Below are 20455 nucleotides of genomic sequence, written 5' to 3' on the forward strand. Positions count from 1 at the left end.
GTCAACCGGTGTACGCCTCGTCCTGCTCGATCCGGCTGAGCACCCAGTCGAACGTACTCGCCTCGACGAGCGTTCCGCAATACCCGCAGCGCTCGGCCATCTCCATGGTGAGCGTCGCGCCGCATTGCGGGCAGGCCGGAGCCGCGCGCGTGGGGCCGTGCTGGGTCGCGCTCCGCACGAGGGTCCAGTATTCGGTGTACGCGCGCTCCTTGTCGCGCCTGCCGCCGACGACGGCGTTGTCCCCGAGCCGGATCGTGTAATCGAGCCCGGTCGCGTGCACCCGCACGGTCGCGGCCTCGTACCACCGATCCGCGGCGATACGCACGAGCTCGATCCGCAGGATGCGCGCATTCTCGGTGACGTTCCGGAGCCCCTGCTGCCGATACGCCTCGATCCAGTAGCTCTGCGCTCGCCAGAGCCGATCCGTGAGGCAAGGCCGTGCCCGGTTCCATTCGAGCGACGTCCACGCGTGCTGCATGGAGGCAAATATCCATTGCACGCGCCCGAAGAGCGTCGATTCGGTGAAGGACGCGTCGCGTCGCGCCATTTCCATGCGCGCCGCCGAGAGCCCTGGATCGAAGATCGTGGGCAGCTCGGTGCCCTCCTCCTCCGTCGTGCCCGTGAGCATGGGCCCGCGGCTCTCGCGGGCGAGGAGGTCGATCCGCTCGACGACCCAGTCGAATTGCCCCGAGTCCACGGCCTGGCTGCAATACGTGCAACGCCCGTGCGTCGTGCGTTCGAGCGGCGCGCCGCAATTCGGGCAGGCGAACGAGCGCACCCGATCGGGCGAGCGCGAGCGGGCGCCAAAGGCCCGCACGAGGATCCAGCGCTCGAGCGCGTAATAGGAGGTCGGCGGGGCACCCTGCGGGTCCTCGGTGTAATTGGATTCGAGCTCCACGACGAGCCGGCTCAGCTGGGTCCGTCTGTCGATCGCGAAATGCACGAGCCGGAGCGCCCCGACGATGACGGTGGTGACCGGGACACGCGGCAACGCGCCGAGCGTGCTCCGTGCTGCCGGCCGCAGGTAAGGGGAATACTTTTCGAGCGCATTCGAACCGCGGGCCGTGTGTGCCTCGACGTAAAGCGCGGTGATGAAGTCTTCGAGCAGGATGACCGAGAAATCGGGGTCCTGTCCGCGCAGGAGCTCCATCTTGCGGCGGACCTCGGCCGGGCTCTCCTCCGGCTCGGTCGGCGCGTTCATGACCCGGGTGGCGACGAAATGGCCGGCGGAGGACCAGCCCACGTCGAGCTGGTGACGCTTTCGTTGCCTATGAAGCAGGAGCCCGATGAGGAACATCGGCGCCGCCAGCACGCCCGCGCCCATGGCGAAGAACCCGGCGCCGAAGACGAACCCGGCGACGCGCTCGGCGGTCGACGTCGTGTCGGGTCCGATCGGAATGGGCGCGTGCGGCAGAGGTGCGGCATAGATCGATACGCCGGGCGATGGGGCTTGTTTGGCGCGAAGAACCCCGCCCTGGTCGCGAAAGGCCCAAACGGTGTTGCGAGAGGAGCCTCCGCCGCCGCCGGAGCTCCTCGACCCGCCCCCGCTGGTGCCGCCTAGCGTGACCGGGCGGCTGCCCCAGCTCGAACCGGAAGACCGGCTTCCGCTGCTGCCGCTGCTCGACGAACGGCTCCCGCTCCCGCTGCTGCTGCTCGACGAACGGCTGCCACTGCTGCTGCTGCTGCCCGACGACCGGCTCCCGCTGCTGCTGCTACCGGACGAGCGCGAGCCTCCCTTGAAAGAGCTGCCGCCGCCGGGGCGCGCGAAGGCATCATCGTTGGACCACAAAAGGAGCAGCGAGAGGAGCGCCGATCCAAGGAGCGTCTTGCGCCGTGTCATGGTCACCTCACCTCGTCGCTGAGCTCGTTGATGTCGTCCGCGCGCGGCGGCAGCGATTCCTTGAGCCACGCGCAGAGGCCTCGGACCGCGGAGACGAACCCCTCCATGGGCAAACACTCGGTCACGGCGCGTTCGATCCCGCGAATCGCCTCGGCGGGCTGGCCGTCGCTCTCGCGGCGGAGAATGCCGATGTCGGTGATGACCTCGGCGCGGCGCTCGAAGACCGAGATGTAAATGAGAATGCCCGTGCGGTCGCGGGTGCCAGCGATTCCCTGGTCCAGGAATGCCTCCCGCGCGGCCGCGCGCACCTGCCGCGCCTGCAACGCTTTCGGCAGGAGGAGCCGCCGCAGCGGCGCGACGTTGGCGCAAAAAACGGCGCCCGCGACGAACAGGAGGAGCAGCGCCGGTGGCACGAGGTCGTCCGTGAACTCCGGCGGCGCATAGATGTAAACGCAGAGGCCAACGAACGCGCAGATCGCGCCGAACAGGTAATCGGCTTGGCGGTAGGCCCCCGAGCGGGGTCGCACCGTGATGACGATCTCCGCGGAGCACATCGTCTCGACCTCCTTGATGAGGCTTTCGATCTGCGCCCGCTCCGCCCCGTCCTTTCGCCACGATATCGACGCCATATCAATCCTCGGTGGGCAGGCCGGGGAGAGCCTTCCGCGCCGCGGCCTTCAGCGCTTCCTCGATGTTGCGATGGAAATTGCCGGCGATCCCGCCCTTGACGTTCGCCCCGTCGTCGGTGACGTCGACCATGGCGCTGCTTTCCGCGACAAACCCGAATCCACCGAGGTGGCTGCCCGATTCCACGTCGAAGACGAGCACGTCCGCCTTCAGATACCCGCCGTCGAAACGATGGCACGTCCCGGTGTCGCCCGCACCGCCGTCGCCCGCGCCTGCATCGTACAGGCTGCATGCGGTGGACGCCCGCGGATCGGAGGGCTCGACGAACGCGAGCGAACGGACGACGAGCAGATACCGGAGCGCCTGGCAGAGGTCGAGCACCTCGTCCGCGCGATAGCTACTGATCGTCGGCGGTGCCGATTGCGGGTGCGCCGCGTCGTACGGCTCCCGGTGTGTCGCGAGCGCCGACGCGCATCGATTGATCGTCCCGGTCGCGGGCACCCGATAAGGGACGTTCCCGAGCTCCGTCAGATTGTCGAGGTCCTCGAGGTAAGCAATCGCGGCATTGACCCCGAACGTGCCGCCGCTCCACGACACCACCGGCGCAGGGCCGCCCGCGATGTGGACGACGTCGCTCGACACCACGGGCAGGGCGCGGGCCTGCTCCTTCAAGGCCTTCACGTTGGCGAGCTTCGCCTCGACCGGGGCGCGATGCTCGGCGAGAACCTCCTTCAGATCCTTGCCGAAGAAGCACCCCGTCGCGAATGCGGGGGCGAGCAGAAAAAGGAAAAACCGCGCCGTCCGGAGAGGCATGCGGGCCAGTCTACCAGCCCTCACCTCCTCCGTGCGTCGTCAACAGGCGCCGGCGCAACCGCGGACGCTGTGGAACCAGAGGCCGCCCTGGTTTTCGCAGGCGTCGCGCTCCAGCTTGATCGTACAGCAGCGCTTCGCCGAGCCGCCGCAGACCTGCTCGACAGGGCCGCTGCGCAGGCAGCAGACCTCGGTGTCCTCGTCGAGAGGCACGTCCATCTTGGGCTTCTCGGGCGCCGACGGCAGCGAGACCGAGGGCGGCGCAGGCATGTCGACGGAGGGCACCTCGGGCACCTGGGGCACCTGCGGGAGCTGGGCCTGCGGCGCCTGGGGCGCATCCGGCAGGCCGATGAGCTGGCAACCCAAGGGGCCTCCCGCGAGGGCGACCATGACGAAGGGCACGCAGAGGGCGGCGAGATGGCGGAGCGGCTTCACGATCCCCTTGCATCGCCGAGGGACGGGCACCTCGGCCGATAGTTCAGGTCCACGTGTGTCTCATGAACACGCGCCGGTGGCAAGATCCCGCCGGCTCTTCCCCCGGGCGCCGCGTGCCACTAGGGTCGGCCGGATGCCCGCCTGGACCCTGCCCGCCATCGTCGCGGCTTGCTTCTTCGGCCTGCACTACCTCGCCCTGCGCGCGTCGAGCGGACGCATCGGCGACGCCCTCGGCGCGCTCTGCCTCGAAGGAACGGCCGCGCTCGGGATCCTCGCATGGCTCGTCGTGCGTCGCGAGGCCGAGGCCACGCCGACGAGCACACCCGGCGTCGTATGGGCATGCCTCGCGGGCCTCTGCATCAGCGTCGCGACGACGCTGCTCTTCACGGCGCTCCGCCTCGGCGGCCCGGTCGCGGCGACGGGCACGCTCGCGCTCGGCGGCGGCGTGGTCCTCTCGGCCGCGCTCGCCCCGCTCATCTTCGGCGAGGGTTTTACGGTGCGGCGCGCGCTCGGCGTCGCGCTCGGCGTGATCGCGATGCTCCTGCTCGCGACCCCTTCCGATGCGAAGGAAGCGCCCCAAGGTGCAGACGGGGAGGAGGCTTCACCCATGCCGAACCAGAACCGCCACACGGCCGAGTACGGCCACGACCCCAAACGAGCGGTGGGCGTGCGCCAGCGGGAAATCCAGCACGCTGAGGTCGAGCGCGAGCGAGAGCGGCAGCGCGCCGAGCCCACGATCGACGAGCTCGTCGAGGAGAACGATCCTCGCTCGAGCGCCGAGGAGTCCGAGGAGCTCTAGCGGGACCGTTGCCAGCCGGCGCGCGGAATGCCATGGGGGAAGGCATGACCTCCGCCCCGCTCGTTTCCCCGGCACCCGCGCGCTCGCTCGCGCCGCGGGAGCACGGCGCGTACGGTCAGCTCGGCTTGCCGCTCGTCGCGGGACTCGCGCTCGGCCGGCCGGGAATCGCGGCGTTTGGCCTGACGATCGCGTGGATCGCGGCGTTCCTCGCGCACGAGCCGGTGCTCGTCCTGCTCGGGCAGCGGGGCAAGAAGGCTCGCACGCAGGACGGCCCGCGCGCGGCGCGGCGGCTCGTGTGGCTCGGCGCGGCGATGGTGCTGTCTGGTTGCGTGTTCCTGATCTTCACGCCCGCCGAAGCGAGGCTCGCGCTCGTCCCGCCGGTTTTGCTCGGGCTCGTCGTGATGGCGTTCGTCTGGCGCAAGGAAGAGAAGACGGCGGCGGGCGAGATCATCGCGGCCGCGGCGCTCTCGGGCGCGGGATTTCCGGTGGCGCTCGCGAGCGGGGTCGCGCTGTTTCCCGCGGCCGTGGCCTGGATCGTCTGGACGACCGCGTTCCTCATGTCGACGCTCGCGGTGCGCGCCGTGATCGCGCGGGCCAAACACGAGGGGAAGGCGACGCTCGTCGCCGCGTACGTCGCGACGATCAGCCTCGGCGCGGCGAGCGTGATCCTCGCGCTTCGGGGCGCGCTCCCGATGGCCGCACCGATCGCGGTTGCGCCGTTCGTAGTGCTCTCGCTCGCGGTGACGGTGCTGCCGGTTCACACGCGGCATTTGCGCCGCATCGGCTGGGGGCTCATCGGGGCGAGCGTGGCGACGCTCGGGATCCTCGTCGCCACGCTCCGTTAGGCCGCGACTAGTTTTCCTGACAATCGAGCTTTTGCGTGCTGCACTGCGTATCGATGCAGGCCTGGCAATCCGGCGTCGTCGCGTTGCCGGTGCAGTGAGAGTTGTCCTGGCAAACGGCCGTGCAGGCGTCCTGGCAGGCGCATTGTTTGAGCGCCCGGAAGGCCGTGAGGGCCGCGCCCTCGCAGACGTCGACTTCGGTGGTGCCGAGGATGGACATCCCCTGCGCGCAAGAAATGCACTTGGGCCCGCCGTCGCCCGCGTCCTGCTCCTCCCAGGCGTTGCCGTCGACGCCGTCGCAGTTCTGATCGATCCCGTCGCCCTTGGGATCGAGCTGCTGGGGGTGGACGTCCTTGTTGTCGTCGTTGCAATCGTACGTGGGGCAGAACCCGTCGCCGTCCTTGTCATCGGCCGGATCACACGGGGGCATGCCATAACAAGCCATGAGCGTGACGGCCATGGCCCCACCCGTCGCCAGGGTCGCGAGGCTCTTCCCGAAGCCCGCGAGCGCGGAGGGCACCTTCTCTGCGGGTGCGGCCGCGCCGCAGTGCGGACAGCTCGAAGCCGATCCGGGGACGAAACCTTCACAAGATACGCAAGTCTTCAGCATGTCAGGAAGGCTGTCATGCACACAGGCGAACGCAAGCGAAACGCGGCATCCGCGGCGTAGCTGTGGCGACGCTCGCGCTTGACGGCCTGACGGGGTTCTTCTTTATTGGAGACGTTCCCCCCGAGTCGATCGTCCACGATCCGAGGGGAGCCGTACCCATGCCCCCTCGAACCACCCCGCAAAGCCAGCCCCTCTTTCGTTGGATCTGGCATGCGTTCTTTCGCACTGCGCTGATTCCGCTGCTGCTCGTCGAGGTCGTCCTCATCCTCGCGTACCTCGGCGCGAACCGGTTCGTGCAGCGCGAGAATACGGCCGCCATACGCACGGTGGCCACGGGTGAGCTCTCGCGCATCGCGTCGCGGGAGGCGGTCTTGCTCGACCAGGAGCTCTCGGCAGTCATAACGGGCGTCAGGGTGCTCACGGACGAGGCCGGACGCTCCCTCTCTGAACCGCTTCGCCTCTCGGAGGCGGAGCGCAAGGCGGCGCTCGAGCGGTACGCACCGGCGCCGGAGGGGCTGTATTACAAAACGAGCGACGAGGGAGGGAGCGCTCTCTTTTACAGCAGCCGCACGAAGATCGGCGACGCCGAGCACGACAAGGTATTGAAGTCCGAGCGCCTCGACCCGCTGCTCCGATCGATCGTCCGAAACAACCGCTTGTGGGTCCAGGCGTATCTGAACACGTCGGACTCGATGAACCGCATCTATCCGTTCATGGACGTGCGCAAGCAATACCCGCCGGACATGGACATTCCCTCGTACAATTTTTATTACGAGGCCGACGCGAAGCACAACCCGGAACGCAAGGTCGTCTGGACAGACGTTTACGTCGACCCGGCCGGGCAGGGCTGGATGGCGTCATGTATCGCGCCCGTCTATCGCGGCGACGTGCTCGAAGGCGTCGTGGGGGCGGACGTCACGGTGGCCACGCTCGTCGAGCAGGTGCTCAGGCTGCAAATCCCCTGGGAAGGCTATGGCGTCCTGATCGGACGATCGGGCACGATCCTGGCCCTGCCCTCGGGCGGGGAGCGGGATTTCGCGCTCACCGAGCTCACGAACCACGATTATCGGGCCGCCATTCTGAAGGACACCTTCAAGCCCGACGCGTTCAACCTCTACAAACGCAAGGATCTCGGCGAGCTTCCAGGCTCCTTGGAGCGGCAGCGGGAGGGAAGCCTCGAGACGATGCTCGCGGGGGAGGCGAAGCGCGTCGCGTGGAGCACGGTCGACGCGACCGGATGGAAGCTCGTCATCATCGTGCCCCAGGCCCGGATCGACGGGCAAGCCGTGACGCTCGGCAGGCGGATCGGGCGCATCGCGGTGTACATGGTGGCCGGCCTCGTCGTCTTTTACACCTGCTTTTTCGTCTATCTCTACCGCAAAGCGCGGACCATGAGCCGCAGCATCGCGGATCCGCTCACGCGCATCAATGACATCGTGCGGAGCATCGGCGAGGGTCGTTATGCGCAGGAGGCGGTCCCCGTCGCCGTCGTCGAGCTCGACGAGACGGCGCGTGGTGTCGTGGGAATGGGGCGCAGGCTCGGCGAGGACAACGCGGCCCTCTTGCGCACGCAGGACGAGCTCCGCGCCGCGAAGGAGCTCGCCGAGTCGGCGGCGCACGCAAAGAGCGAGTTTTTGGCGCGCATGAGCCACGAGATCCGCACGCCGATGAACGGCGTGCTCGGCATGACCGAGCTGCTCCGCGAGACCCCGCTCGCTCCTGTGCAGAAGGAGTACGCCGAGATCATCCAGGGCTCGGCCAAGAGCCTTCTCTCGATCATCAACGACATTCTCGATTTTTCGAAGATGGAGGCGGGCAAGATGGAGCTCGCCCGCGAGCCGTTCGAGCTCGATACGCTCCTCGAAGGCACGCTCGACATGCTCGCCCAGCGCGCCCACGACAAACACGTCGAGCTCGTGCTGCGATTGCCGGACGAGGTGCCCAAGGACCTCGCGGGAGATCCGGGTCGATTGCGCCAGGTGCTGGTGAACCTGCTCGGCAACGCCGTGAAATTCACCGACGCGGGCGAGGCCGTCACGAGCGTGTCGGTGGTCCAGGATGACGGGCGCTCGGTGCTCCTGCGCTTCGAGGTGAAGGACACCGGCGTGGGGATCGCGCCGGGCGACCAGGATCGTGTTTTCGACGCATTCGCGCAGGCTGACGGATCGAGCACGCGGCGGCACGGCGGGACCGGGCTCGGGCTCGCCATTTCGAGGCAAATCGTGCGCCTCTTCGGCGGCGAGCTCGGCCTCACGAGCGAGCCTGGGCGGGGGTCGACGTTCTGGTTCACGGCGCGGCTCGAAAAGGCCACGAAAACCACGTCGCGCGGCGCCGCGCCCCCGAACGTCGCCGGTCTTCGCGCGCTCGTCGTCGACGACAGCCTCGCCGCGCGCGCGGCCCTTTGCGCCTCGCTCACGAGCCTCGGAATGAAGGCGGACGAGGCCGACGGCGGCGGCGCGGCGATGACCTCGCTTCATCAGGCGGCGTCCGCGGGGCGGCCGTACGACGTGCTCTTGCTCGATCGCGACATGCCGGGGATGAGCGGCGCCGACGTCGTGCAGGCGGTCCTTGCGAGCCCGAAGCTCGCGTCCCTTTCGTTCGTCCTGCTCTCGCCTGTCGGGCGTGAGCTGCCGCCGCTCCCGCCGGGCGCGCGCGCCGCGCGGATTCACAAGCCCGTGCGCAGGTCGGCGCTCGTGGCCGCGCTCGCGGCGGTCGCGGGGCCACGCGCGGAGGCGAGGAACGAGGCGCCCCAACGCGAAAAACGCATCGATGCGGGGGCGCACGCGGGCCTTTCGGTCCTGCTCGCCGAGGACAACGTGGTCAACCAGAAGGTCGCGCAGAAGATGCTCGCGACGCTCGGCTGCGTGGTGACCACGGTGGACAATGGTCGCGCCGCGGTGGAGGCATTCGAGCGCGGAGCGTATCGGCTCGTGCTGATGGATTGCCAGATGCCGGAGATGGACGGATATCGCGCCACCGAGGAGATACGCAGGCGGGAGCGGGAGCGCGGATTGTCACGCACGCCCATCGTGGCGCTGACGGCGAATGCCATGCCGCAGGACCGGGAGCGCGCGCTCGCGGCCGGAATGGACGACCACGTGCCGAAGCCCATCGAGCGCGTGGATCTCCAGCGCGTGCTCGAGCGTCATGTGGCGCTTTCGCGGCCCGCCGCGGATGCGCCGCGGCCCGCGGTCGTGTCGGACGGCGCAGGACCGGTCCTCGACATGCGAATGGTCGATGGGCTCCGCGAGCTCGGGGCCCTCGAGGAGATCGGCCGCGCATTCCTCGCGGAGGCCCCGGAACGAATGGTCGGGCTGCGTGGCGCCCTGAAGAAACGCGACGCCTTGGACCTCGAACGGCGCGCGCACGCGCTCAAGGGATCGAGCGGCGCGGTCGGCGCGAAACGCGTGGCGGAGACGAGCGCGCGGCTCGAGAGCATGGCGCGTTCCCGCAGTCTCGACGGCGCGGACGAGCTCCTCGATCGCCTGGAGCACGAGTTCGAGGTGTTCGCTTCCGCGATCGAGATCGAGTGGACCCGGGACACCGCATCCACCGGCGCCTGAGGCGTACGTGGTGGTAACCTGAGCGCCGCCATGCCCCTCCGCCGCGTCCCCCTGCTCGCAGACGACGATCATCCCGCCTATGTCGTCTGGGAGCTCACGCTCCGCTGCGATCAGCCCTGCGCCCATTGCGGCTCCCGCGCCGGCGGGCCACGGACGGCCGAGCTCGGGACCGAAGAGGCGCTCGGCGTCGTCCAGCAATTGAAGGAGCGCCGCGCGCGGGAAGTCGTGCTCATCGGCGGCGAGGCATACCTGCACGAGGGATTCCTCGATATCGTCCGAGCCCTCGAGCGTGCAGGAATTCGGCCCACGATGACCACGGGCGGCCGCGGGATCGACATGGCGCTCGCGCGGGCCATGAAAGAAGCCGGGCTGCACAGCGTCTCGGTGAGCGTCGACGGGCTCGCGCGCACGCACGACCTCATCCGCCGGGCGAAATCGAGCTTCGAGAGCGCCACGCGCGCGATCGGCCACCTGCGCGAGGCGGGCCTGCTCGTCGCGGCGAACACGAACGTGAACCGCATCAATCGGGGCGACCTCGAAGCGCTCTACGAGCACCTGCGCGCGCTCGGCATCGTCGCCTGGCAGGTCCAGATCACGGCCGCCCTCGGCCGCGCCGCCGATCGCCCGGACATGCTGCTCCAGCCCTACGACCTGCTCGAGGTCGTGCCGCGCATCGCCGCGCTGAAGCGCCGCGCCTTCCGCGACGGCATCACGCTGATGCCCGGCAACAACCTCGGCTATTTCGGCCCCGAGGAGGCGCTCCTGCGCTCGGTGAAAGAGGGCGGGCGCGACCATTTCATGGGGTGCCAGGCGGGAAAACGTGTTCTCGGGATCGAATCGGACGGCGCGGTGAAGGGTTGTCCCTCCTTGCAAAGCGATCCCTACATCGGCGGCTCGTTACGCGAGAGGAGCCTCGGCGCGATCTGGGACGAGGCCCCGGCCCTCGCGTTCGCGCGAAACCGCACCGCCCTCGATCTCTGGGGTTTCTGCCGCACCTGCCCATTCGCCGAGGTCTGCATGGGCGGCTGCACGTTCACGGCGCACGCGCTCTTCGGCCGCCCCGGGAACAACCCGTATTGCCATTTCCGCGCGCGCACGCTCGCCGCCGAGGGCAAACGCGAGCGGCTCGTCCCCGCCGCGGCGGCCGAGGGAAAACCGTTCGATCACGGCCTCTTCGAGCTCGTCGTCGAACCTCTCGACGCCCCCGAGCCGGCGCCACTCGGCGCGGCGGAGGCCCTCGTCCAGATCACGCGACCGGTAAGGAAAGCGCAGGGTTAGCGCCCCCGGCCTCTGCCCGCACCGCACATGTCCACGCACGCCGCGGCGATCGCGTAGCCGAACGCAAAACCGGTCGCGAGCCTGGATGGGTGCCATACCGGATAAAGCCCAGCGCCCTGGGCGACCACGTCGACGAGCATGCATAGGCTCATCCCGAGAATCCAGAAACGCCACGCGCGCGGCCGGAGATGAGGCCACGCGACCAGCGCGCCCGCCGCAGCGCCGGCGAAGATTCCGGCGCACCGGCTGCAAAGGGGCATCACCACCCCCGCGAGCACGAGCGTGCGCTCCGGGATTTGGTGGCACATCGCCGCAAAGAGGGCATCGAGCCTCTGCCCCGCGCCGCCGAGCGGTAGCCACGCGCGCGAGAACGGCAAGAGCCACGGCGAAAGCCCCACCAGGACCAAAACGACACGGAGCATTGCCCTCGCGTTCATCCGCCCAAAACTTGCCGCTCTCCCCATTGCCAAGCGACTCCGCGTCGCCCTGCCGATGCGATACGAGAAGTCACGCTCGCCGCGTCGGGCAGCGCCGCATCGATGCAGGGGTCCTTCACCGGCGGGAGCGCTCCGGGCAGACGGCCGCTTGCAGCCGTGCACGAGCGGCTCGATGCAATGTTCTGGAAGCACAGGACGACGCCGGGACAGCGCGTGAGCCAACCGAGAGGAGGAGCGAAGATGATGTTACAATCGGGAAATGTGCGCCCGACCGAAGAGCGGGAGCGTCGATGGACGATGGCGATGAGCGTAGTCCTCGCGGGGCTCGCGCTCCTCGCCTGCAAACAAGGGGAGCGCGCGGAGGCCAATGGCAAGTGCCCGATCGGGGAGACTTGCTCCGATCTGGCGCCGACGGGCCTGGTGTTCGTCGGGGCACATACGGTCAACGACGCGGACGAGGAGCTGCTCCTCCCGACGGCGATCGGGGGCACGCAAACGGTGACCGTCTATTACGCGACGGAGCCCAACGTGGCCTACGTGGCCGGCTTCGACGCGACGCTCGTCGATTCCAGGATTGCCACGCTCGAATCGACGGGCCCCACGTCGCTCGTCCTGCGAGGCGCATCCGAGGGCGAGGCGCTGCTGCGGCTCCTCGAGCCGGGGACGAACAAGCTGCTCGATAGGGTCAAGATCGCGAGCACGGCACTCGCGCGGATGTCTTTGATCCCGCGGGAGCTCCGGTCCGAGAAGGTAGAGGCCGATCAATGGGCGGTGCTCGCGGGGAATCCGGCGGAGCTCGGAATTCTGCTCTTCGACTCGAACGACGTCCAGGTGGTCGACGAGGGGCTCGACATGCACGTCCGGGGCGCCGACATCTCGCGCCGCGCCTGGGATCGTTATGAGGTCCGAGCGACCTCGCAGGCGGACCTGTCGATCACGGTGCGGGCGGGCGGCCAGGTTTCGACGATGGCCGCTCGCGTCGCCTCGTCGATTGACGACATCGTCCTGAACTTGCCCGACACCTCGGAGGGAGCGCGCATCAAGCTCACGCGCGGAGCCTCCGCCACGACCTTCTGCTTTCTCGCAAAATCGGAGGGACGGACGGTGGTCGGGGCGAAGTGGAAATTCGAGCCGTCCGAGACCGTCGTGGCCGCGCGCCCCGAGCCGTCGTCGGAGGACGCGCAACCGTGGGCGGCGCCGCCGTGGATCCCGCCGAGTTGCGTGGCGCTCTCGAGCGTGACAACCGGGCGCGCGACGCTCAAGGTCACCACGGGCAATCAAGAGGAGACGTTCGATATCGAAGTCAGCGAACCGCCGCCGGGGACCTGAGATGAAGCTTGGGGATGTCCTGCTCCGGAGGCATGTCGTCGTCCTATCGCCTGGCCGACTCCTCACGCAAGTACGCAGACAAACCCGCGGAACCTCGCCTCGACGGGCAGAAAAGGGGGAGACCGACGCCGACACTCCGCTAACGAACACCCGGCCAGGGCACAGAGCCCGCGCCGGCCTCCCGAGGACACTTCGTACCAAGGACAAACCCAGGCGTCAAGCCCGAGACAAACTTTTTGGGTTCCGGGACGAACTGGGGGTGGGGCTAGGGGATGCGCTTCAGGTGGTCGTGGTGCCGTGTCGCCCACTTGTACGTCGCCTTGAACGTCACCTCTCCGGGTTCGATCGCCTCGACGCAGTAGAACGTCTCACCGAGGAGCAAGCTTGTGCATGGCGGGCCCGTATCAGGGAAGCGGCTTGATGCGGTCGTGGTGCCTGTTGGCCCATTGGTACGTCGCCTTGAACGTCACACCTTCGGGCTCGACCTTCTCCAGGCAATAAAATCTCTCACCGAGTAGCAAGCATTCGCCCAAGCCCATGTCGAACGCCAAGGGCTGGGGCTTGTCCCCCCACCACGCTTCCTGGTGCTGGGCCGACTCGGGCGCGCCGCAAACGAAGCGTACACCCGCATAGGGAGTTTCATGATCGGGGTTCCAGATGTCCAGGATGATATGGCACCCCTCCACGCGCTCGACCTTGTTGTGTTGAATGGTGAAGCGGCTTGAATCCGAGCGACCGCATGCAGCAGTCAGGATCCCCTGCACAAGGAGGAACGCGCCAATTCGAAGTTGCATGATACTTCCTTCGCGGTCGTTCAGTCGCAGCAAGTAAAATCGATCTGCTTTCTCTCGACGTCACAGTCGTTGCATTTTCGTTCCATCTCTTGGCAACACGCTCCGCAACCGGAGGCGGCACCAGGGTGCGAGCAACTGTTGTCACAGAGACCTCTTTGCAGGGCGCACTCCGCCGGATCGCGGCACTGCCTCGCCGTCACCGTAGGTCCACACCCCGTCCCTACCGCAACAACCCCAAGCAGAAGCAACAGCAAGCGCACGCCCATGGGTCATCCCCAACGCCTGACCGTCAGCCCTCGGCTCTGACCCGGGTCATCTCCATGCCCCGTCCGCCAGCCTCGCTGATGACCCGGGTCATCCCCAACGCCCGGCCGTCAGCCCTCGGCATGACCCGGGGCATCCCCCATGCCCCGCGCTCCGCCTGCTCGCCGCCTTCACGCCACCCGCCGTGCCATCACGGCAATGGCGGCGGCACCAGCGGCCCGAGCGCCCTGAGCTCGTCCTCGATGAACGATTCCACCCCGCGACGCGCATCCTTCCCCGCCCCCTCGTCCCCGAGGTCCGCGGCCACCGCGTCGTGCCGCAATGCAAGCTCACTCCGCCGCACATAGGAGGGATCCGACCGCAACGCCGCCGCCCACGCCAAAGCGAGCGCCGCCTCGCGTTGCTTCTTGTCGAGCGAATGCTTCTTCGCGAGCACCACCTTGCCGCCCACGTTCACCGCCGTAATCGCCTCCGTGCGGTGATTCATGGGCAAGGTCAGCCGCGCCGCCGCGACCGCAAGCTCGTCGCTCTCCTTTTCGCCCTCCAGCACATACCGGATCGCATCCACGCACGGCGCGCCGAACGCCCGCGCCGCCTCGATGCGCTGCCGCGCCTCCCCGTGCGCCGCCGTGATCTCCTCGGCCGGCAGAGACGTCTTTTTCCCGATCACCAGGACCGCCTGCTCCTCGCGCGGATCGACCCCCTCCAGCATCGCCGCGTAAAACGCGCCTCGCAGCACGGCCCGCGCGATCTTCGGCGGCAAACCCTCCGGCACTTCGAGCGTCTCGGCCTTCGCCGGCTCCTCCTTCGCGAGCGCCCGCTCGTCCTCCTCGGGCAAACCGAGTGACGCGATGAAGCAGCCGCGCTGCGACTTCGCCTCCATCTGGAACGTCCCCGTCGCCCCGAGCACCGCCGCGAGCGCACGCGCCGCGAACCCCCCGAACGCCTTCACCCGCGCGACGTCCTTCTCGCTCGGCTTCGTCGTGAACAAGGACCGCACGCCACGCGCGCCGCCTTCGAGCGAGATGCCCTCGTCGATCACGTCCGCCATCGCGAGCCACCGCGGCGGCTGGATCGGCGCCATCGCCGCCGCCATCCGCACGAGCCACGTGTCCCACGCGCCGAGGTGCTCGGGTGGCGCCCCACGCGCGGCCGCCTGGAGCACGGGCGCGCGGCGCTTCGCGAGCGCGCGGAGGACGCCCTCGTCGAGGCGGTTCGTCGAGGCAATCGCAAAAAACACGTCGTCGCAAAGGCTGCGCGCGGCGTTCACCAGGCAGATGTTCGGCGGAAGGGCCACGGCCCGGGGTTTTATCAGAACGGCCGCGCCTTCGAAAGATGAAGCACGCGCCGGATCGCATGCCGCAAGCCGTCGCCCAGCGTCGCGAAGGTCCGCGCGCCCGGGAAGAGCTCGCCGATCTCCACGAACGTGCGCGCCGCGTCGCCCCGCACGCCGACCAGCATGCCCTCGGCCCCCACGAGCCCCGTCGCGCGCATCATCGCGCCGAGCACCCCCGCTGCGTGCGCGTCGACCACGCTGAGCCCCGTCACGTCGATGAGCACGACGCGCGCCTGGTACGTGCCGATCGCGTGGAGCAGGACGCTCTTCGCATGCTCGGCCCGCTCGGGCGAGATCTCGCCGACGAGCGGCAGGAGCAGCACGCCCTCCCACACGCGGAGGATCGGCGAGGAGAGCGCGCGCAGCATCGCGTGCTGGGCGTCGAGCTCGGCGCGTTTCGCCCCGAGCTCGGCCTCGAGCTCGCGCTTTTGCGCCACCACCGACCCCACGAGCTTCTCGCCGTACACGTCCGAGAGCTCGAAGATCGCCTCGTAATAAACCTCGTCGACGAGCCCGAGCGCGCCGAGGGCCTCGCGCGCGGTCCAGCGCTCCTCGGCGATCACCGCCGCGAGGCCCCGCTTGAACGAGAGAAACCCCCGGAGCAGCGTGGAGACGCGGAACTCGCTCGCCGCGCGCAGGCTCGTCACGTAATCGATGAACGTATGCAGCGGCCGCCGGTCGCCGGATTCGAGGACGGCGACGTTCGTCGTGATGACCCGATCGACGAGGTTCTCCGTCTCTTCACGCGGCCGCTTGCCCTGGAGATCCGGCGCGAGCGCGAAGACCCAGTCCGTGCCGCGCGCGAGCACGTCGTCCCGCCTCCGCGCGAGCAAGCCGAGAAGCGCGGCGAGCCCCGGCTCTTGCCCCGTGCCCGGATGCACCCGGACCGGCCCCGCGCGGCGCCTCCGCACCGCGGCGAGGAGCCGCGTCCGGGCACGACGCGCGCGGGTCACGGCCGGCGCGCGGAGAGGAAGGCTTGCAGCAAGGCTGCCGTCTCCCGCGGGCGCTCGACCTGCACGTAGTGCCCCGGCCCGGGTAGGTACGCGAAACGAGCGCCGCGGACCTTTGCGACGATCTCACCACGCAGAGCCGCGGGCGGAAGGAAAGGATCATCGGTGCCGACCACGAGGAGCGGCGCCTTGATCGACGAGAGCGCATCGGCGAACCCACCCGTGCGCCAGACGTCGAACGAGAGGCGCACAGCCTCGGGCAGCGTGCGCGCGCCGTCGTCGAGCAGCCGCTCCAGCGAGGCGGGCGAGAGCTCCTTGCAGGCGAGGCCGAGGATCGTGCGCTGCGCGTCGCGGTTGCCGCCGGCGCTCGAGAAGAGGCCGATCGCCTCCGGGGGCAAGGGCGCGCCGCTCGCGGGCACCGGGCAGAGCAGGACGGCGCCGTTCACCCGGTCCGGATGATAGGCCGCGAGCCACTGGGCGATCTGACCGCCCATGCTGTGACCGACGACGGTGAACGACTTGATGCCCTCGGCGTCGGCGATCGCCAGGATATCGTCGGCATAACGCTGGATCGAGTAGCCCGCCTCGGGTTTGTCGGATTGGCCCGCGCCGCGCAGGTCCGGCACGATCACGCGCAGGCCGTCCTTGTCGAGGTGCTCGAGCAGGTCGTCGTGGACCGCGCCCGAGACCATCCACCCGTGGACGAGGAACACCACCTCGGGGCCGTCCCCGAAGCTGCGGTAAGCAATCTTGATTCCGTCGTTCGCCTGCGTGACGTGCATGGGTCTGTCCTCCTGCCGAGGACACACCTTATGCACCCCTCCCCTGCGACTCAAGCACGAATACGCGTACCTTGGCGAACAGCCCTACCATGCGCCGGCGTCGCGCTTCGCGTCAAAACACCCGGTTCAGGCCGTTCAGGGCCGCGACGCGGTACGCCTCGGCCATCGTCGGGTAGTTGAACGTCGTGTTCACGAAATACAGGAGGGTGTTGGCCTTGCCCTCCTGCGACATGATCGCCTGACCGATGTGGATGATTTCACTCGCATTGTCCCCGAAGCAATGCACGCCGAGCAGCTCCAGGGTCTCGCGGTGGAACAGGATCTTGAGCATCCCCACGGTTCGTCCGGTGATCTGCGCGCGCGCCAGCGACTTGAACTGCGCGTGGCCGACCTCGTACGGGATCCCCGCCTTCGTCAATTCACGCTCGGTCTTTCCGACGGAGGAGATCTCGGGCGAGGTATAAATGCCCGTCGGAATGTCCTCCACGAGCTTCGTTTCGAGGCGCCCTTCGACGAGGTGTGTCGCGGCGAACCGGCCCTGATCGTACGCGGCGCTCGCGAGCGAGGGGAAACCCACCACGTCACCCACCGCGTAAATGTGCGGCGTGGAGGTCTGGTAGGCCTCATTTACCTTGATGTTTCCGCGCGAATCGATGGCGATGCCGAGCTCTTCGAGCCCCATGCCATTCGAATTGCCCGTGCGTCCGTTCGCCCAGAGCAGCACGTCGGCCTTGATCTTCTTGCCGCTCTTCAGCTGCAGGACCACGCCGTCGTCCTGGCCCTCGACCCGCTCGTACTCCTCGTTGTGCCGGATCAAACAGCCCATGTCGCGCAGGTGATACGCGAGGGCGTCGACGATCTCGTCGTCGAGGAACGAGAGCAGCTTGTCACGGGTATTGATGAGGTTCAGCTTCACCCCGAGCATGCGGAACATGCTGCCCCACTCGCAGCCGATGACGCCCGCGCCATAAACGATCATCGACTGCGGCATCTCCTCCATCCCGAGGATCGTGTCGGAGTCGTAGACGCGCGGATGGCTGAAATCGACGTCCGGCGGATGATAGGGCCGCGAACCGGCGGCGATGATGAACGCTTTCGCGGTGAGGACGTCGATCGCGCCCTTCGGCTGCCCGACCTCCACCGTGTGGGGATCGAGGAACCGGGCGCGGCCCTCGACGACCTCGACCTTGTTCCGCTCGTAGAACGTCTGCCGCATGTCGGTCTGGCGCGCGATGACGCTGCTCGCCGTGCGAGTGAGGTCACCGAACGAGGGCTGCGCGTCGGGGCTCGCCCGGAAACCCGGGACGTGGCGCATCTCCACGAAGCGCTGGATCGCGTGGCGAAGCGCCTTCGAGGGGATCGTGGCCGTGTGCGTGCAGGCGCCCCCGACCTGGTGGCGCATGTCCACCACGCAGACGCTCCGGCCCTCCTTGGCGCACTTCATGGCCGCCCCTTCCCCGCCGGGGCCGCTGCCGATCACGATGACGTCGAATGCTCGCGAACTCATCGGCGCGCACTGTACGTCGGGCCGGCAAAACTCGCAACGAAGCGGCCACGCGCCGCGCGTGATCAGAACGCGACCACGGGATCACAAGCGAGGCCGAGCATCTCGCCCCGCACCTCACCGACGAGATAAATCGACCCCGCCACCACGATCAGGTCGGCAGGCCCCGCCATTGCGAGGGCCCGCGCGATCGCCTCCCGCCCCTCGGGCACGGGCTGGCCGGGAAAACGCGCCGCGAGATCGGTCGCAGGCGCCGGCGCCCGGCCCTTCGGCTCCGCATACACGCGTCGATCGGCGAGCGGGCCGAGCGCGTCGAGCATGTCCGTCCACGCCTTGTCCGCGAGCGCCCCGAAGACGAGCACCACCCGATCGGGCGAAAAGCCCAGGGAACGCACGTGCTCGGCGAGCGCGGCCGCGCCGTGCGGATTGTGCGCGCAATCGAGGAGAACGGCCTTTCCGTCCTTCTCGATGCGTTCGAGCCGTCCGGGCCATCGCGCCGCGGCGAGGCCGCGCAAGATCAGCCCCGGCAGCGCCTTGAACGTGGGCATCGAGGTTGCTGCCACGAGCGCCGCCGCCACGGCCGCATTCGCGATTTGATGCGCGCCGGTGAGCCCGAGGTGTGTCTCGACGCACAGGCCCGGCAGCTCGATCCGCGCGCGCCCATCCGGAAGCGCCCGCGCCTCGAAGACGAAGACGTCTCCCGCATGCGACGCCCCCTCGCCCGGCCGCGCCACCCGCAAGATGGGCCGCGCGCCCACGTCCCGCGCCACCTCGAGCGCCACCGCGAGCGCCTCGTCGTCGAGCGGCCCCAGCACGACCGGCACGTCCTGCCGGAACAGGCCCGCCTTGTCCCGCGCGATCGCCGCGTGTGTGTCGCCGAGCAGCGCCGTGTGGTCGAGCGCCACCGACGTGATCGCCGTCCCGAGCGGCCGTTCGAGCACGTTCGTCGCGTCGAGCCGCCCCCCGATCCCCACCTCGATCATGCCGACCTCGATGTCCGCCGCGTCGAACGCGACGAACGCGGCGAGCGTCATCGCCTCGAAGAACGTCGCATCGGGCGCGACCGCGAGCACCCGGCAGAGCGCGTCCGCGAGGTCGTCGTCGCCGAGGGGATCGCCGTTCACCCGGATTCGCTCGGCGAAACGGCAGAGGTGCGGCGAGGTGTAGAGCCCGGTCCGGAAGCCCGCTTCCCGCGCGATCGACTCCAGCATCGCGCTCGTCGAGCCCTTCCCGTTCGTCCCGGTGACGTGGAAAAACCGCCGCTTTTTCTCGGGGTTTCCCAGCGCCGCGAGCGCCGCGTGCATGCGCTCGAGCCCGAGCGACATGCCCCGGCGGCTCGCGCGCCGCATGAGCTCGTCGACGAGAGGAATGAGACGTGGTGACGTCATCCGGTCAGCGTGGAGTCCGAGCGGCGCGGCCGTCCTGCAGGTGATCGAGGAGCAGGCCGATCGTCTGCTTCATCATGAGGCGCGGGACGATCGCGTCGATCATGCCGTGCTCCAGCAAGAACTCCGCCCGCTGGAAGCCGGGCGGCAAGGTCTGCCGGATCGTGGTTTCGATGACGCGCGGCCCCGCGAAGCCGATGAGAGCCTTCGGCTCGGCGATGTTGACGTCGCCGAGGAACGCGAAGCTCGCGGCCACGCCGCCCGTCGTCGGGTGCAGGAGCACCGACAGGAAAGGCAGGCGGCGCTGCCGGAAGCGCTCGAGCGCCGCCACGCTCTTCGCCATCTGCATGAGCGAGAGGATGCCCTCCTGCATGCGCGCGCCGCCCGAGGCCGAGAGCAGCACGACGGGCAGTTCTTCCTCGGCGGCTCGCTCGAAGAGGCGCGTGATCTTCTCGCCCACGACCGAGCCCATGCTGCCGCCCATGAACGCGAAGACGAACGCGCCGTACCCGATCGGCCGGCCGCCGAGGCTCGCCTTGCCGATCTCGATCGCCTCGCGCGCGCTGGTCTTCTTCTGCGCGGCGGAGACGCGATCCTTGTAGCTCCGGCCGTCGCTGAAGCGCAGCGGGTCGTCGGGCACGAGGTGCTCGTCCCACGCTTCGAGCGCGCCCTCGTCGCAGAGCAGCGCCCGCCAGCCGGCCGCGGAGAGCTTGTGGTGATGCTCGCAGCGCGGGCAAACCTCGAAATTCGCTGCGAGATCGGCGGCCGTGACGGTCTCGCCGCAGCCCTCGCAGCGGCGGAACACACCTGCGCCGATCGAGCGCTTTTCCCCGGCACTGGGCGGTGTTTTGTCTGGCCAGCTCATTCTAC

The 20455-nt window shown here is 68.8% G+C and carries 18 protein-coding genes; 5 read left to right on the top strand and 13 right to left on the bottom strand.

Features of this window, described 5'->3' with window-relative positions:
* Position 1 precedes the first annotated feature (1 nt).
* From KEG38_RS45200 to KEG38_RS45215, 4 genes are read right to left on the bottom strand one after another with little or no spacing between them, the layout of a single operon-like run.
* A complete protein-coding gene (locus KEG38_RS45200; RefSeq protein ID WP_272426950.1) occupies positions 2 to 1840 on the bottom strand; it encodes a TIM44-like domain-containing protein in 1839 nt (612 codons plus the stop codon).
* Positions 1841 to 1842: 2 nt separating this feature from the next.
* A complete protein-coding gene (locus KEG38_RS45205) occupies positions 1843 to 2469 on the bottom strand; it encodes a hypothetical protein (protein WP_272426951.1) in 627 nt (208 codons plus the stop codon).
* Between the two features lies 1 nt (position 2470).
* Positions 2471 to 3280, bottom strand: a complete 810-nt coding sequence (locus tag KEG38_RS45210) for a hypothetical protein (RefSeq protein WP_272426952.1) — start codon at positions 3278 to 3280, stop codon at positions 2471 to 2473.
* A 39-nt stretch (positions 3281 to 3319) separates the two neighbouring features.
* Positions 3320 to 3712 (bottom strand): hypothetical protein, encoded by a 393-nt coding sequence (locus tag KEG38_RS45215; RefSeq protein ID WP_272426953.1) that lies wholly within the window; start codon positions 3710 to 3712, stop codon positions 3320 to 3322.
* 133 nt (positions 3713 to 3845) lie between these two features.
* On the opposite strand from KEG38_RS45215, the gene KEG38_RS45220 reads away from it, so the two are divergent.
* The gene (locus KEG38_RS45220) at positions 3846 to 4511 is read left to right on the top strand and encodes an EamA family transporter (RefSeq protein ID WP_272426954.1); all 666 of its coding nucleotides are present in this window, start codon (positions 3846 to 3848) and stop codon (positions 4509 to 4511) included.
* Between the two features lie 44 nt (positions 4512 to 4555).
* Complete coding sequence (locus KEG38_RS45225) at positions 4556 to 5356, top strand: YwiC-like family protein (protein ID WP_272426955.1); 801 nt, start codon at positions 4556 to 4558, stop codon at positions 5354 to 5356.
* A 7-nt stretch (positions 5357 to 5363) separates the two neighbouring features.
* Here KEG38_RS45225 and KEG38_RS45230 read toward each other — a convergent pair whose 3' ends face one another.
* On the bottom strand, positions 5364 to 5963 hold the full coding sequence (locus tag KEG38_RS45230) for a MopE-related protein (RefSeq protein WP_272426956.1): 600 nt from the start codon (positions 5961 to 5963) through the stop codon (positions 5364 to 5366).
* 158 nt (positions 5964 to 6121) lie between these two features.
* Between KEG38_RS45230 and KEG38_RS45235 the strand changes: the two genes are divergently transcribed.
* Positions 6122 to 9526 carry a response regulator gene (locus KEG38_RS45235; protein WP_272426957.1) on the top strand — a complete coding sequence of 1135 codons (3405 nt, stop codon included), beginning with the start codon at positions 6122 to 6124 and terminating at the stop codon, positions 9524 to 9526.
* 30 nt (positions 9527 to 9556) lie between these two features.
* Positions 9557 to 10804 (top strand): radical SAM/SPASM domain-containing protein, encoded by a 1248-nt coding sequence (locus KEG38_RS45240; protein ID WP_272426958.1) that lies wholly within the window; start codon positions 9557 to 9559, stop codon positions 10802 to 10804.
* Here the strand turns inward: KEG38_RS45240 and KEG38_RS45245 are convergent.
* Positions 10801 to 11241, bottom strand: coding sequence for a DUF2085 domain-containing protein (locus KEG38_RS45245; RefSeq protein ID WP_272426959.1), 441 nt, complete (start codon positions 11239 to 11241; stop codon positions 10801 to 10803). The genes KEG38_RS45240 and KEG38_RS45245 overlap by 4 nt on opposite strands.
* A gap of 303 nt (positions 11242 to 11544) precedes the next feature.
* Here KEG38_RS45245 and KEG38_RS45250 point away from each other — a divergent pair, with 303 nt between their 5' ends.
* Positions 11545 to 12570, top strand: a complete 1026-nt coding sequence (locus tag KEG38_RS45250; protein ID WP_272426960.1) for a hypothetical protein — start codon at positions 11545 to 11547, stop codon at positions 12568 to 12570.
* A 404-nt stretch (positions 12571 to 12974) separates the two neighbouring features.
* Here KEG38_RS45250 and KEG38_RS45255 read toward each other — a convergent pair whose 3' ends face one another.
* The 7 genes from KEG38_RS45255 to accD form a co-directional block, all read right to left on the bottom strand.
* Positions 12975 to 13364, bottom strand: a complete 390-nt coding sequence (locus KEG38_RS45255) for a hypothetical protein (RefSeq protein ID WP_272426961.1) — start codon at positions 13362 to 13364, stop codon at positions 12975 to 12977.
* Between the two features lie 454 nt (positions 13365 to 13818).
* Complete coding sequence (locus KEG38_RS45260; RefSeq protein WP_272426962.1) at positions 13819 to 14925, bottom strand: hypothetical protein; 1107 nt, start codon at positions 14923 to 14925, stop codon at positions 13819 to 13821.
* Positions 14926 to 14939: 14 nt separating this feature from the next.
* Positions 14940 to 15917: an STAS domain-containing protein gene (locus KEG38_RS55850; RefSeq protein WP_272426963.1), complete on the bottom strand. Its 978-nt coding sequence runs from the start codon at positions 15915 to 15917 to the stop codon at positions 14940 to 14942.
* Positions 15914 to 16696, bottom strand: a complete 783-nt coding sequence (locus tag KEG38_RS45270) for an alpha/beta fold hydrolase (protein ID WP_272426964.1) — start codon at positions 16694 to 16696, stop codon at positions 15914 to 15916. Before KEG38_RS45270 ends, KEG38_RS55850 begins: the two co-directional genes overlap by 4 nt.
* 112 nt (positions 16697 to 16808) lie before the next feature.
* Entirely contained in the window at positions 16809 to 18203 is a 1395-nt protein-coding gene (sthA, locus tag KEG38_RS45275) for a Si-specific NAD(P)(+) transhydrogenase (protein WP_272426965.1), read from the bottom strand.
* Between the two features lie 62 nt (positions 18204 to 18265).
* Positions 18266 to 19588, bottom strand: a complete 1323-nt coding sequence (locus KEG38_RS45280) for a bifunctional folylpolyglutamate synthase/dihydrofolate synthase (RefSeq protein WP_272426966.1) — start codon at positions 19586 to 19588, stop codon at positions 18266 to 18268.
* A gap of 4 nt (positions 19589 to 19592) precedes the next feature.
* Positions 19593 to 20450 (bottom strand): acetyl-CoA carboxylase, carboxyltransferase subunit beta, encoded by an 858-nt coding sequence (accD, locus tag KEG38_RS45285; protein WP_272426967.1) that lies wholly within the window; start codon positions 20448 to 20450, stop codon positions 19593 to 19595.
* Positions 20451 to 20455: the final 5 nt, after the last annotated feature.

The sequence above is a fragment of the Polyangium jinanense genome, assembly GCF_028435265.1.
GTDB lineage: Bacteria > Myxococcota_A > Polyangia > Polyangiales > Polyangiaceae > Polyangium > Polyangium jinanense.

What these genes read in the sequence shown, in the direction of transcription:
- KEG38_RS45200 (WP_272426950.1), bottom strand. Translation starts at nt 1,840, where the DNA reads ATGACACGGCGCAAGACGCTCCTTGGATCGGCGCTCCTCTCGCTGCTC.
- KEG38_RS45230 (WP_272426956.1), bottom strand. Translation starts at nt 5,963, where the DNA reads ATGCTGAAGACTTGCGTATCTTGTGAAGGTTTCGTCCCCGGATCGGCT.
- KEG38_RS45225 (WP_272426955.1), top strand. Translation starts at nt 4,556, where the DNA reads ATGACCTCCGCCCCGCTCGTTTCCCCGGCACCCGCGCGCTCGCTCGCG.
- accD (WP_272426967.1), bottom strand. Translation starts at nt 20,450, where the DNA reads ATGAGCTGGCCAGACAAAACACCGCCCAGTGCCGGGGAAAAGCGCTCG.
- KEG38_RS45210 (WP_272426952.1), bottom strand. Translation starts at nt 3,280, where the DNA reads ATGCCTCTCCGGACGGCGCGGTTTTTCCTTTTTCTGCTCGCCCCCGCA.
- KEG38_RS45245 (WP_272426959.1), bottom strand. Translation starts at nt 11,241, where the DNA reads ATGAACGCGAGGGCAATGCTCCGTGTCGTTTTGGTCCTGGTGGGGCTT.
- KEG38_RS45240 (WP_272426958.1), top strand. Translation starts at nt 9,557, where the DNA reads ATGCCCCTCCGCCGCGTCCCCCTGCTCGCAGACGACGATCATCCCGCC.
- KEG38_RS45255 (WP_272426961.1), bottom strand. Translation starts at nt 13,364, where the DNA reads ATGCAACTTCGAATTGGCGCGTTCCTCCTTGTGCAGGGGATCCTGACT.
- KEG38_RS45205 (WP_272426951.1), bottom strand. Translation starts at nt 2,469, where the DNA reads ATGGCGTCGATATCGTGGCGAAAGGACGGGGCGGAGCGGGCGCAGATC.
- KEG38_RS45220 (WP_272426954.1), top strand. Translation starts at nt 3,846, where the DNA reads ATGCCCGCCTGGACCCTGCCCGCCATCGTCGCGGCTTGCTTCTTCGGC.
- KEG38_RS45280 (WP_272426966.1), bottom strand. Translation starts at nt 19,588, where the DNA reads ATGACGTCACCACGTCTCATTCCTCTCGTCGACGAGCTCATGCGGCGC.
- KEG38_RS45235 (WP_272426957.1), top strand. Translation starts at nt 6,122, where the DNA reads ATGCCCCCTCGAACCACCCCGCAAAGCCAGCCCCTCTTTCGTTGGATC.
- KEG38_RS45250 (WP_272426960.1), top strand. Translation starts at nt 11,545, where the DNA reads ATGAGCGTAGTCCTCGCGGGGCTCGCGCTCCTCGCCTGCAAACAAGGG.
- KEG38_RS45270 (WP_272426964.1), bottom strand. Translation starts at nt 16,696, where the DNA reads ATGCACGTCACGCAGGCGAACGACGGAATCAAGATTGCTTACCGCAGC.
- sthA (WP_272426965.1), bottom strand. Translation starts at nt 18,203, where the DNA reads ATGAGTTCGCGAGCATTCGACGTCATCGTGATCGGCAGCGGCCCCGGC.